Genomic DNA, 16,600 nt, shown 5'->3' on the forward strand with positions numbered 1-16,600 from the left:
GGCGCATCATCCGCAGGCACCCGCCGAGCCCGCGCCGGCTGCTGAGCAAGAATAGTTCTCGCGCGGAATCGGGCCTCGGCCTCTGTCCGCGCAACGCGATCAGTTGCTGCGCATACGCCGGATTGCGTCGGTATAAAAATCCAGATTGTAAAAATTTTCGCCTGCGTTTTTGGCATTTTTCCGGGTCAGCGCGAACGCTATCCGGTGGTTGTATTCCGCATCTAAAAAAACTTCCATAAGTCAATAAAAAACAAGGGTTTTTTAGACGCATTCGCGGCACTTTATCGGCCCCGATTGTGATAGAATTATCACTGCCCAATCGAGTCGCCGACGGGCATCTGCGACGCGCTGCGTCCTCATCGAATTATCGGGAAAAATTCCAAGATGGCTGAGTTGGCCAAAGAAATCATTCGCGTCAATATCGAAGACGAAATGAAGCAGAGTTATCTCGATTACGCGATGAGCGTGATCGTCGGTCGCGCCTTGCCCGATGTGCGCGATGGCCTGAAACCGGTGCACCGTCGCGTGCTCTTCGCGATGCAGGAATTGAACAACACGTGGAACCGCTCCTATATCAAGTGCGCGCGTGTGGTGGGCGACGTTATCGGTAAATACCATCCGCATGGCGATCAATCCGTGTACGACGCACTCGTGCGCATGGCGCAGGATTTTTCGCTGCGCTATCCGCTGGTCGATGGTCAGGGCAACTTCGGCTCGGTCGATGGCGACAACGCTGCCGCCATGCGTTATACCGAGTGCCGCTTGGATCGCCTCGCTTCCGAACTTCTGTCCGATCTCGACAAGGAAACTGTCGATTTCCAGCCGAACTACGATGAGAAGGATTTTGAACCCACCGTACTGCCTTCGCGCTTGCCGAACCTGCTCGTCAACGGCTCGGCCGGCATCGCGGTCGGCATGGCGACCAACGTGCCGCCGCACAACGTCACCGAAATCATCAACGCCTGCATCGCCACGATCGACGATCCGGAGATCGGTTTCGACGCGTTGTTGCGCCTGGTGCCGGGTCCGGATTTTCCGACCTACGGCATCATCAATGGCGCGGCCGGCATCGTCGAAGCCTACAAGACCGGGCGCGGTCGCATCCTCGTACGCGCGAAGGCGGACATCGAAACCGAAGACAACGGCCGTGAGACGATCATCGTCACCGAGCTGCCGTATCAGGTGAACAAGAAGCGCCTGATCGAGGCGATCGCCGAGCTGCACAAGGAAAAGAAGCTCGAGGGCATCTCGCCCGACGGTCTGCGCGACGAGTCTGACAAGGATGGCATGCGCATCGTCATCGAGGTGCGCAAGGACACGATGGCCGATGTGCTGCTGAACAATCTGTATCAGCAGACGCAGATGCAGGTCACGTTCGGCATCAACATGGTCGCGCTGGTCGATGGCCAGCCGCGCCTGCTCAACCTCAAGGAAATTCTCGACGCGTTCATCCGCCATCGCCGCGAAGTGGTCACGCGGCGCACGATCTTCGAACTGCGCAAGGCGCGCGATCGCGCCCACGTACTCGAAGGCCTGACCGTTGCGCTCGCCAACATCGATGAGATGATCGAGCTGATCAAGACCTCGGCATCCAGCGATGAAGCCAGACAGCGCATGCTCGCCCGACGCTGGCAACCGGGTCTCGTACGCAGCCTGCTCGCGGCGACCGGCGCGGATGCATCCAAGCCGGAGGACCTGGCGCCGAACGTCGGCCTGTCCGCGGACGGGTACCAGTTGTCCGACGTGCAGGCGCAGCAGATTCTGGAAATGCGCCTGGCCCGACTCACCGGTCTCGAACAGGAAAAGCTGACCGACGAGTACAAGGAACTGCTCGCGGCGATCGCCGGCCTGATCGACATCCTGATGAATCCAGACCGCCTGCTGCAGGTGATCCGCGACGAACTGAACGAGATCAAACAGCAGTACGGCGATGCACGCCGCACCGTGATCCAGTCCAGTCAGGAAGATCTCGATGTGCTCGACCTGATCGCGCCGGAAGACGTCGTCGTCACGCTCTCGCACGCCGGTTATGCCAAGCGCCAGCCGGTGAGCATCTATCGCGCGCAGAAGCGCGGTGGCAAGGGACGCATGGCGACCGCGATCAAGGAAGAGGATTTCGTCGGGCGTCTGTGGGTGGTCAATACGCACGACATTTTGCTTGCGTTCACCAGCCTCGGCCGCGTGTACTGGCTAAAAGTATACAAAATCCCGGATGCGGGTCCGAACTCGCGCGGCCGGCCGATCGTCAACCTGCTGCAACTGGAGGAAGGCGAGAAGGTGCAGGCGGTGCTGCCGGTGCGCGCCGATTTCATTCGTGAATCCGCGGCTGCGCGTTACGTGTTTTTCGCCACGCGCCAGGGTACGGTGAAGAAGACGCCGCTGACCGAATTCGCGTTCCAGCTGCAGAAGGGCAAGATCGCGATCGGTCTCGACGAAGGCGATGCGCTGGTCGATGTGCAGCTCACCGACGGCACGCGCGACGTGATGCTGTTCGCCTCGAACGGCAAGGCCGTGCGCTTCGCCGAGGACGAAGTGCGCTCGATGGGCCGTACCGCATCGGGCGTGCGCGGCATTCGTCTCGCCGCCGACGCGAACGTCGTGTCGATGATCGTGGCCGAAGGTGAAGGCGATATCCTGACCGCGACCGAGCACGGCTTCGGCAAACGCACCGAACTTGCCGACTATCCGCGCAAGGGCCGCGGTACCCAGGGTGTGATCGCGATCCAGTGTTCGGCGCGCAACGGCAACCTCGTCGGCGCCGTGCAACTCGATGATGCGCACGAACTCATGCTGATCTCGAATCAGGGCACCCTGGTACGCACGCGCGCCGCGGAAATCGCGCGCGTCGGCCGCAATACGCAGGGCGTCACCCTGATCCGTCTGCCTGCGGACGAAGCGCTGGTCGGCGTCGTCGGCATCGAAAATCTCGGCGGCGACGAAAACGGCGAAGCCGGCGAGCCGGCGGTCGAGCACGCGGCCGATCCGACGCCATAAATTTTCATGCTCGGTAGCGCTGATCAGGCGGTGTAGGCTGGGCTGACAAGCCCAGATTCTTTTCATCATTGAAACAACGGCGCTGGGCTTTTCAGCCCAGCCTACACACTGGCGGGGCGATCAAATGACCGCGAGCATAGAAGCGGCGTCGGATACCTTGAATTCACCCGGCGCTTCCAGGTGCAATTGCTTGACCACACCATTGTCGGCGTAAAGGCCGAAACGTTTGCCGCGCATGCCGAGGCCGAACGCGGTGCCGTCCATTTCCAGACCCAGCGCCTTGGTGAACGTGCCGTTGCCGTCGGCGAGCATCCACAGGCCTTCGGGTACGTGCTGATTCTTCGACCAGGCGTCCATCACGAAGGCGTCATTGACCGCGATGCAGGCGACGTCCACTCCTTTACTTTTAAACTCTGCGAACTTCTCCACATATCCCGGCAGATGCTTGGCCGAGCAGGTCGGCGTAAACGCGCCGGGTACCGAGAACAGCACGACTTTCTTGCCCTTGAATATCTCGTCGGTGTTGATCGCCTGCACGCCGTCCTTGAGATAGTTCAACGTGACATTCGGAATGGTGTCGCCAACCTTGATCGTCATGGTTTTCGCCTTGTGGGTGTGCGCTGGTAGGGATGCTGATGATACGGCCAAACCAAAGTGCGGCCAATCACAGAGCGGCGAAATGATAAATCCGCGGCAACACGCGCTCTTGAAAAATTTGCCGGCATCCGCATCTTTGTGGCCAGCGGGCGATCCGGCCCGAACTCCATTGAGGAACCGATATGACCATCATGCAATACCATTCCTGGGCGCGCCCGCAGCGCGGAGAGAACGACACCCGCCATGTATGCAACCGCTTCTCCGCCGATGGCGAGCAAGCCGGCGAGTGGACGCCGCGCGTGGATATCCGCGAGGAACAGCAGCGCTTCGTGATTCTCGCCGACATCCCGGGCGTCGAGCCCAAGGACATCGAAATCAGCACGGACAAGGGCCTGCTCTCGATCAAGGGCGCGCGCGCTTCCGAGGCCAAGGAAGAGAACGGCAAGTTGACGCGCGTCGAGCGCAGCTCCGGTACCTTCCTGCGCACTTTCTCGCTGCCGGACAGCGTCGATGCGGAAGGCATCAGTGCGGTCGGCAAGCACGGCGTGCTGGAAGTTTCCATCCCGAAGAAGCCGCAAGCCGCGCCGCGCAAGATCGAAGTGACGCACTAAGCCTTCGGTTCATCTGTTGATCTGTACCCGTGGTCGGCTATGCTGGCCGCGGGTTTGGTTGTTTTTGATGAGAAGTGCGGCCAGGGATGACCGCTTCTTGATCTTCGCGATCCAGGACGATCGCAAAGGTGACGACACACATGCAGTTCAAAGACTATTACGACATTCTTGGCGTAAAGCCCGAGGCGAGCGAGGCGGAAATCAAATCCGCTTACCGCAAGCTGGCGCGCAAGTTCCATCCCGATGTGAGCAAGGAGACCGGTGCCGAGGAGAAATTCAAGGCGGCGAACGAAGCCTACGAGGCGCTCAAGGACCCGGCTAAGCGCCGCGCCTACGATCAGCTCCGCGCGCAGGGCTATCGGCCGGGTCAGGAATTTCATCCGCCGCCGAATTTCGGCGAGGGCGAAGGTTTCGATTTCTCCGATCTCGGTGAAGGTGGCTTCAGCGATTTCTTCGAATCGCTGTTCGGCAACCGCGCGGGGCCGCGCGGGCGTCCCGGTCCGCGGCGCGGGCGCGACATGCAGGCCCGCGTCGAGATTCCGCTGGCCACCGCATTCAGCGGTGGCCGCGAGCGCATCACGCTGCGCGATGCCAACGGCGGCGAGCGTGTGCTCGAAGTGAAGATTCCGGCCGGCATTCTGCCCGGTCAGCAGATTCGTCTGAGCGGACAGGGTACGCCAGGCATGCAGGGCGCGCCTTCGGGCGATCTGATTCTGGAGATCGGCGTGCGCGGCGACCCCCGTTTTCAATTGGACGGACGCAACGTGTTGCTGACCCTGGCCGTCGCGCCGTGGCAAGCCGCGCTTGGCGGGGCGGTGACCGTACCGACGCTTGCGGGCGATGTCGAGCTGCGCATACCGCCGGGTTCCGATGGCGGCAAACGCATGCGCCTGCGCGGGCGCGGCATGCCCGGAAAGGAACCGGGGGATCAGTTCGTCACCCTGGAAATCCACGCGCCGCCCGCGCGTACCGATGCGCAGCGCAAGCTCTACGAGGAAATGGCGAAGGAGTTCGCCGAGCCGGCGTAATCGCGCGTCCTACGACGCCGGCAAGATTGTCCGGATCGTCTGCGCGAGCGCCTTCTCGTCAATCGGCTTGGTGACGTAGGCTTTGGCGCCCTGGCGCATACCCCAGACCTTGTCGGTGTCCTGCCCCTTGGTGGTGACCAGGACCACCGGGATATGACTGGTTTTCGCATCGCGGGCAATCGTGCGCGTAGCCTGGAAGCCGTTGAGATTCGGCATGACCACGTCCATCAGGATCAGATCGGGAATTTCGCGCTTGGCGATTTCCACGCCGGCGGCGCCGTCCGCGGCCGTGAGCACGCCATGTCCGAGTTTTTCGACGATGCGTTTGAGGCTGAGCAACTGGGTGGGCGAATCGTCAACGATCAGAATGCGCGCCATGAGAAAACCTTTGCCAGCGTGAAAAACAGGGATCGCACATTGTATGCGCAGTTGACCAAGCTACCAACTGGACCCGTCCAAATCATCCGGTTTCACAGGCGGACCACGCTGCGCCCGAACGAGCCGCCCGCGAGCATGCGCTCGAACACCTCGGGCAATCCGTCGAGGCCGACCTCGCGCGTCGCAATGCGCGCCAAGTGCGCCGGCTTCCAGTCGTTCGCCAGATGTTGCCATACCGCGTCGCGGATATCGCGCGCGGTGCCGGCCGAAGCGATGCCAAGCACGCTCAAGCCGCGCAGGATAAACGGCATCACCGTGGTCGCCAGTTCCGGCGCGGCGGCAAGACCGCAGCTGGCGATATTGCCGTAAGGGTGAATGACCCGCGTCAGCCCCGCAAGCATCTCGCCGCCGACATTGTCGATCGCACCGGCCCAGCGGCTGGTTTCGAGCGGGCGCTGGCCCCAGTACAGATCCTTGCGCGAGATGCACTGTTTGGCACCTAGCGCGATCAGATCGTCGAAGTGTTCCAGCTTGCCGCTGATCGCGTGCGCTTCGAACCCGGCGCGCGTCAGAATATCGATCGCCAGCGAACCGACACCGCCGGTCGCGCCGGTGACGACGATCGGCCCCATCGACGGTACTTGTCCATTTTGCAGCATTCTATACAACGACAGCGCGGCGGTGAAACCGGCCGTGCCGAGTATCATCGACTCGCGCAGGGTCAGTCCGGAGGGCAGTGGAATCGTCCATTTCGATTCTAGCCGTGCGTATTGCGCATAACCGCCGTCGCGCGTTTCCGACAGGCCGCAGCCGGTCACCAGAACCTGATCGCCTTCCCTGAAGGCCGCGTCGCTCGATGCGACGACGTAGCCCGCCGCATCGATGCCGCCATTAAGCGGAGAGTTGCGCAGGATCTTGCCTTTGCCGGTGCCGGCCAGCGCATCCTTGAAATTGACCGACGAGTAGGCGACCTTGACTACGACCTCGCCGGGCGACAGATCCTCGATGCGCATCTCCTCGACGCCGGCGCGATAGTTGTCGCGATCGGCGTGGATGCGGAAGGCCTGGAAGGACTCGTTGGCGCTCATGCGGCCTCAGTTGATCTTGTGTATCGAGCGCTTGTCCACCGACAAGGCCGCCTCGTGCACGGCTTCGCTCAACGTCGGATGTGCGTGCACGATGCGCGCGAGGTCTTCGGCCGAGCCGTGGAATTCCATCGCCACGACGGCTTCGGAAATCAGTTCGGATACGCCCGGACCGACCATATGCACACCGAGGATGCGGTCGGTTTGCGCATGCGCGATCACTTTGACCTGGCCCGCGGTTTCGTTCATCGCGACCGCGCGGCCGACTGCCGCAAACGGGAAGCTTCCTGTCTTGTAGGGAATACCTGCGGCCTTGAGCTCGGCTTCGGTCTTGCCGACCCAGGCGATTTCCGGTTCGGTGTAGATCACCCAGGGAATCGTGTCGTAGTTGATGTGACCGGGCTTGCCGGCGATCAGTTCCGCGACGGCGATGCCTTCCTCGAAACCCTTGTGCGCGAGCATCGGGCCGCGCACGCAGTCGCCGACCGCCCAGATGCCTTCGGCCCCGGTATGGCAATGTTCGTCGACCACGATGCGGCCGCGCTCGTCGAGTTGAACGCCCGTGCCCTCGGCAAGCAGGCCTGAAGTTGCGGCGCGGCGGCCGACCGCGACCAGCAATTTGTCGACGACGGTCTTCTGTTCGCCCTTGGCATCGGTGTAGGTGAGTTCGACGGTCTTGTCCTTGATCTCGGCCTTGCTGACCTTTGCGCCAAGCTTGATATCGAGGCCCTGCTTGGCGAATTCGCGCGCGGCGACCTTGGCGATATCCTTGTCCGCTGTGCCGAGAAAATCCGGCAGCGCTTCGAGGATCGTGACTTCGGCGCCGAGCCGGCGCCACACGCTGCCGAGTTCGAGGCCGATCACACCCGCGCCGATCACGCCCAAGCGCTTCGGCACTGCATCCAGATCGAGCGCACCAGCATTGTCCACGATCAGCTTGTTGTCGAATTTCGCAAACGGCAGCTCGATCGACGTCGAGCCTGCGGCGAGCACGATATTGGGCGCCGTGAGTTCGATCACCTTGTTGTCGAATCCCTTGACCGAGACGACGTGATTGGGCTGCAACGTGGCGTAGCCGCCATAAGTAGTGACCTTGTTGCCCTTGAACAGCAGGGCGACGCCGCCGGTGAACTGTTTGACGATCTTGTCCTTGCGCCCGACCATCGTGGCGACATCGATTGCCGGATTGGTGGCGCTGATGCCGTGATCCTTGAACGAATGCGTCAGCAGATGAAACTGTTTGGATGAATCGAGCAGCGCCTTCGACGGAATGCAGCCGACGTTGAGGCAGGTGCCACCGAGCGCGAGCTTGCCGTCCTTGCCGATGAAGTTGTCGACGCAGGCCGTTTTCAGGCCCAGCTGCGCGGCACGGATCGCTGCGTGATAACCGGCCGGGCCGGCGCCGATGACGATGACGTCGAATTGATCTGACATGATGATTCGGAGTCCTTGAATGCGGGACTCGGGACTCGGGACTCGGGACTCGAAGGAGCATAGCTCCGGCGTCCGTAAGTCCTCTCTTGCTTTTGTTTCGCCGAGTCCCGAGTCCCGAGTCCCGAATCCCGGCTTTCGAAGTTATATACCAAGCAGCATCCGCTGCGGATTCTCGAGCTGGTTCTTGATATCGACCAGGAACAGCACGGCATCTTTGCCGTCGATGACACGATGGTCGTAGCTGATCGCGACGTACATCATCGGCGCGGCGACGACGGCGCCGTTTTCGACGATCGCGCGTTCCTTGATCGTGTGCATGCCGAGGATCGCACTTTGCGGCGGGTTGACGATCGGCGTGGAGAACAGCGAACCGAACGTGCCGCCATTGGTGATCGTGAATGTGCCGCCCTGCAGGTCTTCGAGCGTCAGGCCGCCTTCGCGCGCCTTCCTGGCAAACGCGGCGATCGCTTTTTCGATATCGGCGAAGCCCATGTTCTGCGTATCGCGCAGCACCGGCGTGACCAGACCCCTGTCGGTGGAAACGGCAACGGAGATATCCTGATAGCCGTGATAGATGACGTCGTTGCCGTCGACCGAGGCGTTGACGACCGGGTGGCGCTTCAAGGCTTCGGCCGCGGCCTTGACGAAGAAGCTCATGAAGCCAAGCTTGATGCCGTTGGCCTTCTCGAACTGTTCGCCCAGTTCCTTGCGCATCGCGGCGACCTTGGACAGGTTGATCTCGTTGAACGAGGTCAGCATCGCGATCGAATTCTTCGACTGCATCAGGCGCTCGGCGATCTTCGCGCGCATGCGCGTCATCGGCACGCGTTCTTCGCTGCGCGGGCCGGGTCTTGCCGGCGCGAGCGCGGGGCTCGGGGCTCGGGACTCGGGGCCCGGAGAAGCAGGCGCAGCGTTCGGTGTATTCATGTAGTTGACCAGGTCTTCCTTGGTCACCTGACCACCACGGCCGCTGCCGGCGACCTGTGAAGGATCGATCTTGTTCTCTGTGGCGACGCGACGGCCGGCTGGGGAGAGGTCTTCGATGGCGCTGGCTTTCCCGAGTCCCGAGTCCCGAGTCCCGAGTCCCGAAATGGTGACCGAAGGACTAGTCACAGCCGGGGCCGACGATGCGGCAGATGCAGCCGCGGCCGCGCCTTCTTCGAGTATCGCGAGCACCTGCTGGCTGGTCACGGTCGCGCCGGTTTCGAACTTGATTTCCTTGAGCACGCCGTCGGCCGGAGCCGGTACTTCGAGTACGACCTTGTCGGTTTCCAGATCGACCAGATTCTCGTCGCGCTTGACCGCGTCGCCGGCCTTCTTGTGCCAGCTGGCGATGGTGGCGTCGGCGACGGATTCGGGCAGAACCGGAACTTTGACTTCGAGCGTCATGAGATGTCCTTTTTTGAAAATATATACTTGTATATCTAACAGCAACCGAAGATTGAACCACAGAGAACACGGAGAACACGAAGAAGTGCCCAAGCGACAAATCTGCTTTCTTCGTGTCCTTCGTTTGCTTTTCCTTCGCGTCCTTCGTGTTGAAATCTCTTGATCTTGACTCGACAGCAACCAAACAGTGGATCAATCCGCGGCGAAATCGGTGCCGGGCGGGTTGACCAGTGCATCGGCGACCAACGCGGCCTGTTCGACCATGTGCGTGTTGAGATGCCCGCAGGCCGGCGCCGGCGAGCGCAGGCGGCCGGCGTAGTGCAGCGAGTGCTCGTCGGCGATGCAGTCCACCAGATGATGCTTGATCTGATACCAGGCGCCTTGGTTCTGCGGCTCTTCCTGACACCACACTACTTCCTGCACGGCTGAGTATTTCGCGAGTTCGGCCTTGACCTCCGGACGCGGGAACGGATACAGCTGCTCGACGCGCAGGATGGCGACATCGGTCAGCTTGCGCTTGGCCGCTTCCTCGATCAGGTCGTAGTAGACCTTGCCCGCACACAGCACGACGCGGCGTACCTTTTTCGCGCTCTTCGCGGTGGTGTCAGGTATCGCCAATTGGAAACCGCCTCCGGCGAGTTCGTCCAGAGTGGAAACCGCCAGCTTGTGGCGCAGCAGGGACTTGGGCGTCAGCACGATCAGCGGCTTGCGCACGTCGCGCACCATCTGCCGGCGCAACAGGTGGAACATCTGCGCTGGTGTCGTCGGCACGCAGACCTGCATGTTGTCCAGCGCGCACAGTTGCAGATAACGCTCGAGGCGCGCCGAGGAGTGCTCCGGTCCTTGCCCCTCGTAACCATGCGGCAGCAGCAGCACGAGCCCCGAATAGCGCTGCCACTTGGCTTCGCCCGAGGAGATGAACTGGTCGATCACGACTTGCGCGCCGTTGGCGAAGTCGCCGAACTGGCCTTCCCAGAGCACCAGGGTGCGCGGTTCCGATGTGCTGTAGCCGTACTCGAATGCCATTACGGCTTCTTCGCTGAGCAGCGAATCGACCACGGCAACGGTCGCATCCTTGCGCACGCTGGCCAGCGGCGTGATATCGCGGCCGCTGGTCTGGTCGTGCAGTACGGCATGCCGATGGAAGAAGGTGCCGCGCCCCACGTCCTGGCCGACCAGGCGCAGATCGTAGCCGTCGTCGATGATCGTGGCGTAGGCGAGGTTTTCGGCAAAGCCCCAATCCATGGCTTGTTCGCCGGCGGCCATCTTCACGCGGTCTTCGTAGATTTTCGCGACGCGCGGATGCAGGGTGAAATCGGCGGGCTTGGCAAGAATCACCGCGTTCAACGCGGCGAGCTTGTCTTTGGCGACGCCGGTGTTCACGAGCTGATTGAGTTGCGCGCCGAGATGGCGCGTCCAGTCGACGGCGAACGCGTCCTTGAAATTCGGATCGAGATTGGCGATCGGCAGCCCGGCATCGAGCTTGGCGCGGTAGGCGTCGACCATTTTCTGCGCATCGCCGTCGGCGATCACGCCGTCGGCGACGAGTTGTTTTGCGTACAGCTCGCGCGCGGTCGGGCGCGCACGGATGACTTGGTACATCAAGGGTTGTGTCGCGGCCGGTTCATCCGCTTCGTTGTGGCCGTGGCGGCGATAGCAGACCAGATCGATGACCACGTCGCGCTTGAACTTGGCGCGATAGTCGAACGCGAGGCGCGCGACGAACAGCACGGCTTCGGGATCGTCGCCGTTCACATGCAGCACCGGCGCATTGACCATCTTGGCCACGTCGGTGCAATACAGCGTCGAGCGCGCATCGTGCGGATTGGAAATCGTGAAGCCGACCTGGTTGTTGATCACGACATGCACGATGCCGCCGATACCAAAGCCGCGCGCCTGCGACATGTTGAACAGTTCCATGTTCACGCCCTGGCCGGAGAATGCGGCGTCGCCGTGGATCAGCACCGGCAACACCTGTTCGAGTTCGATGTCGTGCCGGTGCGTCTGCCGCGCGCGTACCGAACCTGCGGCCACGGGATTGACGATTTCCAGATGCGAGGGATTGAACGCGAGCACCACGTGCACGGTCTTGTCGCCGGCCTTCACGTCGGCGGAAAACCCCATGTGGTATTTCACGTCGCCCGAGTGCGCTGGATCGTCGGGGTGATCGAATTTTTGCTCGAATTCCGCAAACAGCTTGTTCGGCGCCTTGCCGAGGATGTTAACCAGTACGTTCAGGCGGCCGCGATGCGCCATGCCGACGACCAGATCCTTGAGGCCGTCGCTCGCGCCGCGATTGAGCATTTCGCCAACCAGCGGAATCAGGCTGTCGCCGCCCTCAAGCGAGAAGCGCTTCTGGCCGACATATTTCGTGTGCAGATAGCGTTCCAGGCCATCGGCCTGGACGAGCTTGTCGAGCAGGCCGCGTTTTTCATCGAGCGAAAGTCCATAGTTGCCGCCGGCGCTTTCGATCTGCTGGTGCATCCAGCGCCGTTCGACGACGTCGCGGATGTGCATGAATTCCGCGCCGATACCACCGGTGTAGGTCTTCTTCAGCCGTTCGACCAGATCGCGCAGCTTCAGGCGCGGCGGACCGCCGAGAAAGCCGGTGGCGAACTCGGTATCCAGATCGGTCGCACCGAGACCGTGGAAGGCCGGATCGAGATCGGGAGCGCCCGGGCGCGGCAGTAGCCCGATCGCGCGCAGGTCCGCCTCGGGAAAGGTTCCTTCCATGTTCAACGGATCGAGCTTGGCGGCGAGGTGGCCGCGCGAACGATAGGCGGTCACGAGTTTGGAAACGCCGGCCTGTTTCTGACCCTGCGGATCGGGTCCGGTCAGCGCCGCGCTACCGTTGAGAGCTGCGTGACCGTTCAGCTTCTGTGCGCGCTCGATACGGATGATCGCGTCGCTGTGCGGAACGTCGCCCGCTTCGCGGCCCTTGAACGTGTCGAAGTATTTTTTCCACTCCGCGGCGACCGATGTGGGATCGCGCAGATAGCTTTCGTACAGGTCTTCGACAAAGGCGGCATTGCCGCCGGAAAGCTGCGAGGATTCGGCGAATTGCTGGAGTAGGTTGGCGCTCACGCTGGCATACCGGACCGGGGGAAAACAGGTGCGATTCGACCGATCGCCCTATCGAAACGGGCAGCGGATCGCGGCCGCGAATTATACGCCGAACGCGCCCGCGAGTGACACTTTGTCACATGCCGGCGTAGCCCATACCAAGACGCATGTCACAGGTCGATCCGGCGCGCTTCCTCGCAGGGTTCGGCACGTTCCCAGACCTGATTGAAGTACTCCTGCAACTGCACGTGGCGCCCGGGTCCGTATGCCGCCGCATCGCCTTCGTAACGCTCCGCCGACGGCCGAAACAGATAACCGTTGACATCGTTGAGGCAGAACGCGCCGGCATAGTCGCGATCCTCCGCGCCCGGCGTGCGCAGGGCGATGCCGCTGCTCAGCCTGCGCGCGAGCGCGACCAGACGCTGCCCGCGCTGCAGGACGGTCTGCGGGTCGAGCACGAGTATGCGAATACCGGTGCCGTGCGCGGCCAGCGCGAGACGTTTGAGCGCCGCGAGCGCGGCTTCGTTGTCGAGCAATGCGGGATCGAGGTCGCGCGTATACAGACGCAGTTCGCATTTTGCCGCTTGAATCAGGGCCAGCATCGCCGCCGCCGCCTGTTCGCGCGAGGCGATTGCGACACCGCGCACCGGCGTGTTGCGGTCCGGCCCACGCAGTGGTTCGAGTTCGCGGCGCATGTGCCGGTGCGCGATCTCGCACTCGAAGAATTCCTCGCCGTACGCCGTGAAACCGAAGCGCGCATAGAACGCCAGCGCATGCGACTGCGCATGCAACTCGAGGCTGAGGTAGCCCAACGTGCGTGCGCGATCGATCAGTGCATGCAGGATCGCCTCGCCGACGTGGCGGCCGCGCCAGCTCTTGAGTACCGCCATGCGGCCGATGCGTGGCGGCGCATCCGCTTGCGGCGGCGCCAGGCGTCCGGTGCCGATCGTCTGGCCGTCGAGGTCGCGCGCGACCACATGCTGCGAGACCGCATCGAGTTCATCCCATTCTTCGGTCTGCGGCACCCGTTGCTCAACGACGAACACTTCCTCGCGCACCGCGCGGCACGCGTCGCGCTGACGCGGGTTCGACCAGTCGACCGGCTCCGCGCTGAAATTGTTGTCGATCATTACGCTGTCCACGCGCATGGGTTTGCGCAATTGTATCGCTGGCCGCGGGCGCTTGTGTCACTCACTCGTTATACCGGCGCATGCAGGCGTCCATCTCCGCTCGTGATTCCCGCGAACACGGGAATCCAGTGCCTTTGCCCTAGCTCGTCATTCCCGCGCAGGCGGGAATCCAGCTCCTCGCTTTTTGGTTCTTCCGGAAGCAACGGCTTCCACTCGCCTGCGGCGAGCGGGTCACTTTCTCTTCACCAGCCAAGAGAAAGTAACCAAAGAGAGGCCGCCCCCGATGCCGCGCTCTACGGGCTTCGCCCTGCGAGTGCGCGAGGTCACGACGGGGTTCGCTTGATGGACATCCATGTCCATTCGCGAACGGGCGCACGTCGTGCGCGCCCTCCTCACGGACGATTCCGCCGTGCCCTCGCCGCGGCAAAGGGGGACCCGGATCAACAGCAAAGCTGTAGGCACACCGCAACCAGACAACGTAGTCCAGGGATGGACGGGTTCGTGGAATAACCGGCGGCCTTCGCGGTGCCGAGCATCGCAGGCGGCGGCGGAAACTGCCCGCAGGGGCGCGCGCACGCGACGGCATGGATGCCGGAGGTAGAGCAACGCAGGAGCAGTTGCCGGATGCGCGCGCGTGAGCGAATGTACACGGATGTACATCAAGCGAGCCCCGCCGCAGCCGAGAAGCACAGGGGATTTCGCTGCGCACGATGCGCAGCGAAACACCGCGTCGGGCGCCTAGCCTTTTGGTTACTTTTGCGCAATGGCAAAAGTAACTTGCTCGCCGCAGGCGAGTGAAAGCTCGTGCTTTCCGACAAGCAAAGCAAGGTCACGATGGATTCCAGCTTCCGCTGGAATGACGAGCGGATTAAGCGGTATAACGAACGAAGATGAACCCAGGCGCAGACAGTGCGCGTCAGCGCGACAAGTCGAGTGAGTAGACCGCCGAACCGTCGCCGTTGTCCTTCCACAATGTGACATTCTCAAGGCCCGCGGCGCGGGCGAGATCGAGTTTGCCGGCCGCCGAGGTGAAGACCACGGGGCCCGCGGTTTTCACGTGTGCGAAGTGCCAATTGTGATCGTTGCCGAAGCGAGCGCGCGTGATTTCGCGCGCGTCGCGGATCGCGGCGATCAGCACGTCGCGGTTCGCATCGGGCGCCGAGATCACGATATTGCTGCCATCGAGTCCGGGGAAATGTTCGCCGCCGCTCGCGCGATAATTGTTCGTCACCACGATAAACGGCTGCGCGTCGCTCAAGGGCCGATCGCGATAGCGCAGATCGCCGATCCGCTGCCCGACGGGCTGGGTAACGTCGATGGCATAGGTCAAGCCGCCCTGGATCACGTCGAAGGTATAGGTCGGAACCCGCGTGTTGATCAACTCCTGCGCTTCGGATTTCGTGGGGTCGATGCGCTGGAACCAGCTTGCAGATTTTTCCAGCCATGCCTTGATGCCGGCGCCGTCGATCTTCACTGCCGTGACGGTGTTCGGATAGAGATACAGGTCGGCGGCATTGGCGATAGCGAGCCGTCCGGCCTTGACGTCGGTGTAGTCGAGTGGGCCGCCGAAGCCGGCCTTGAACGGCGAGGCGGCCGCGAGCACGGGCACGTCCGCGAATTGCGGCAGATTGGCTTTTATATACTTCTCCACATATTCGCGTTCCGCCGTGTCGACGATCTGCAGTGCGGAGGTGTCGCCGGCGGCGACGAAATAGGTGCTCATCTCGAAATCGCTACTGCCGATCGGCGTCTTGACGTAGGCGATCGTGCCTTCGTGCTCGGGCTTGACCAGCGGCGCGATCGCCGCATCGACATCGACATAGCTGCCATCGGCGTTCTTGACCGAGCGCACCTCGGCGTGCGTGGCCGCGCGATCGATCTGCCAGCGGCCGTCCTGATACACCAGTGACAGATCGATCAGCCCGATGTTCTTGCCGTAGTAGTTGCCCATGACCGCGGGCACACCGCGGATGAAGCCGCGCTCGTTGTCGACTTCCGGCAGATGCGCGTAACGCGCTTTAGCATCGCCCGGACTCGGAAAGATCTGGTGCGAATGGCCGAGCAGGATCGCGTCGATGCCCGGCACGCCGGCGAGGTGCCAGCCGGCATTCTCGGTTTTCGCCGAATATGGCGAGGTGTCGATGCCGCCGTGCACGATCGCGATCACGAGATCGACGCCGGCCTTGTGCAATTCCGGCAGATATTTCTGTGCCGCTTCGACCACACCCATGACCGTGACCTTGCCGTCGAGGTTGCGCTTGTCCCACTCCATGATGCCGGTGGGCGTGAAGCCGAGCAGGCCGATGCGCAGCGTCACATCACGTGCACTGCCGTCGGCTGCGTTCGCATGAAACGTGCGCGTCAGCACGCGCCATGGCGCGTACAGCGGCTTGCCGTCCTTGACGCTGAATACATTCGACAGCACCAGCGGGAAATGCGGACCCTTGCATTTTTCCACCGGAACGCCAGTGATATTGAAAGCAGTGCCGGTGACCTGGCTAAGAAAGGGTAGACCGTAATTGAATTCGTGATTGCCGATCGTGCCGGCGTCGTAGCCGACCGCGTCCATCGCCTTGTAGATGGCCAGTTCCTGATCGCAAGGCAGCGGTTTGACCTGCGCCTGCCAGTCGGCCAGTGCCGTGCCCTGGATCGTATCGCCTGCATCGAAGGTCAGGCTGTTTTCGAATTCCTTGCGCGCCGTGCGGATCAACTCGGCTGCGCGCTCGAAACCGAGGTTGCGGTCCTCGGCGAGCTTGAAGTAGTCGTAGCTCATGATGTTGGAATGGATGTCGGTCGTTTCCAGAATGCCGATCCGCGTGCGCGTGCCGGCCGCCGGCGCAGCCTGATGATCCGGCCTTTGCATCGCGCAGGCGACAAGGACAAGGCTGGCA

Annotated in this window: 11 protein-coding genes; 3 read left to right on the forward strand and 8 right to left on the reverse strand. The window is 62.3% G+C overall.

Annotated elements, in window-relative coordinates:
* The first annotated feature begins 384 nt into the window (after positions 1 to 384).
* Entirely contained in the window at positions 385 to 2,994 is a 2,610-nt protein-coding gene (gyrA, locus tag VIE67_RS06820; RefSeq protein WP_332024572.1) for a DNA gyrase subunit A, read from the forward strand.
* Positions 2,995 to 3,114: 120 nt separating this feature from the next.
* Here the strand turns inward: gyrA and VIE67_RS06825 are convergent, their stop codons facing one another.
* Positions 3,115 to 3,591 carry a peroxiredoxin gene (locus tag VIE67_RS06825; protein WP_332024574.1) on the reverse strand — a complete coding sequence of 159 codons (477 nt, stop codon included), beginning with the start codon at positions 3,589 to 3,591 and terminating at the stop codon, positions 3,115 to 3,117.
* Positions 3,592 to 3,782: 191 nt separating this feature from the next.
* Between VIE67_RS06825 and VIE67_RS06830 the strand changes: the two genes are divergently transcribed.
* Positions 3,783 to 4,202 carry an Hsp20/alpha crystallin family protein gene (locus tag VIE67_RS06830; RefSeq protein ID WP_414707306.1) on the forward strand — a complete coding sequence of 140 codons (420 nt, stop codon included), beginning with the start codon at positions 3,783 to 3,785 and terminating at the stop codon, positions 4,200 to 4,202.
* Between the two features lie 140 nt (positions 4,203 to 4,342).
* Positions 4,343 to 5,230 carry a DnaJ C-terminal domain-containing protein gene (locus VIE67_RS06835; RefSeq protein ID WP_332024578.1) on the forward strand — a complete coding sequence of 296 codons (888 nt, stop codon included), beginning with the start codon at positions 4,343 to 4,345 and terminating at the stop codon, positions 5,228 to 5,230.
* A 9-nt stretch (positions 5,231 to 5,239) separates the two neighbouring features.
* Here VIE67_RS06835 and pilH read toward each other — a convergent pair whose 3' ends face one another.
* The 7 genes from pilH to VIE67_RS06870 all read right to left on the reverse strand — a co-directional run.
* Complete coding sequence (gene pilH / locus VIE67_RS06840; RefSeq protein ID WP_332024580.1) at positions 5,240 to 5,608, reverse strand: twitching motility response regulator PilH; 369 nt, start codon at positions 5,606 to 5,608, stop codon at positions 5,240 to 5,242.
* Positions 5,609 to 5,700: 92 nt separating this feature from the next.
* Positions 5,701 to 6,696 (reverse strand): YhdH/YhfP family quinone oxidoreductase, encoded by a 996-nt coding sequence (locus VIE67_RS06845; RefSeq protein ID WP_332024582.1) that lies wholly within the window; start codon positions 6,694 to 6,696, stop codon positions 5,701 to 5,703.
* 6 nt (positions 6,697 to 6,702) lie between these two features.
* A complete protein-coding gene (lpdA, locus tag VIE67_RS06850; protein ID WP_332024583.1) occupies positions 6,703 to 8,127 on the reverse strand; it encodes a dihydrolipoyl dehydrogenase in 1,425 nt (474 codons plus the stop codon).
* Between the two features lie 141 nt (positions 8,128 to 8,268).
* The gene (gene odhB / locus VIE67_RS06855; protein ID WP_332024585.1) at positions 8,269 to 9,516 is read right to left on the reverse strand and encodes a 2-oxoglutarate dehydrogenase complex dihydrolipoyllysine-residue succinyltransferase; all 1,248 of its coding nucleotides are present in this window, start codon (positions 9,514 to 9,516) and stop codon (positions 8,269 to 8,271) included.
* A 192-nt stretch (positions 9,517 to 9,708) separates the two neighbouring features.
* Entirely contained in the window at positions 9,709 to 12,600 is a 2,892-nt protein-coding gene (locus VIE67_RS06860) for a 2-oxoglutarate dehydrogenase E1 component (protein ID WP_332024587.1), read from the reverse strand.
* A gap of 149 nt (positions 12,601 to 12,749) precedes the next feature.
* Complete coding sequence (locus VIE67_RS06865; RefSeq protein ID WP_332024589.1) at positions 12,750 to 13,727, reverse strand: GNAT family N-acetyltransferase; 978 nt, start codon at positions 13,725 to 13,727, stop codon at positions 12,750 to 12,752.
* Positions 13,728 to 14,625: 898 nt separating this feature from the next.
* Positions 14,626 to 16,600: bifunctional 2',3'-cyclic-nucleotide 2'-phosphodiesterase/3'-nucleotidase (locus VIE67_RS06870; RefSeq protein WP_332024590.1), on the reverse strand; the 1,975-nt coding region annotated here is incomplete at its 5' end.

This window comes from Rudaea sp., assembly GCF_036560865.1.
Taxonomy (GTDB): domain Bacteria; phylum Pseudomonadota; class Gammaproteobacteria; order Xanthomonadales; family Rhodanobacteraceae; genus Rudaea.

Bases quoted from the DNA above. Each gene is read 5' to 3' on its own strand.
- pilH (WP_332024580.1), bottom strand. From the start codon at position 5,608: ATGGCGCGCATTCTGATCGTTGACGATTCGCCCACCCAGTTGCTCAGC.
- odhB (WP_332024585.1), bottom strand. From the start codon at position 9,516: ATGACGCTCGAAGTCAAAGTTCCGGTTCTGCCCGAATCCGTCGCCGAC.
- gyrA (WP_332024572.1), top strand. From the start codon at position 385: ATGGCTGAGTTGGCCAAAGAAATCATTCGCGTCAATATCGAAGACGAA.
- VIE67_RS06845 (WP_332024582.1), bottom strand. From the start codon at position 6,696: ATGAGCGCCAACGAGTCCTTCCAGGCCTTCCGCATCCACGCCGATCGC.
- VIE67_RS06865 (WP_332024589.1), bottom strand. From the start codon at position 13,727: ATGCGCGTGGACAGCGTAATGATCGACAACAATTTCAGCGCGGAGCCG.
- VIE67_RS06835 (WP_332024578.1), top strand. From the start codon at position 4,343: ATGCAGTTCAAAGACTATTACGACATTCTTGGCGTAAAGCCCGAGGCG.
- VIE67_RS06825 (WP_332024574.1), bottom strand. From the start codon at position 3,591: ATGACGATCAAGGTTGGCGACACCATTCCGAATGTCACGTTGAACTAT.
- VIE67_RS06830 (WP_414707306.1), top strand. From the start codon at position 3,783: ATGCAATACCATTCCTGGGCGCGCCCGCAGCGCGGAGAGAACGACACC.
- lpdA (WP_332024583.1), bottom strand. From the start codon at position 8,127: ATGTCAGATCAATTCGACGTCATCGTCATCGGCGCCGGCCCGGCCGGT.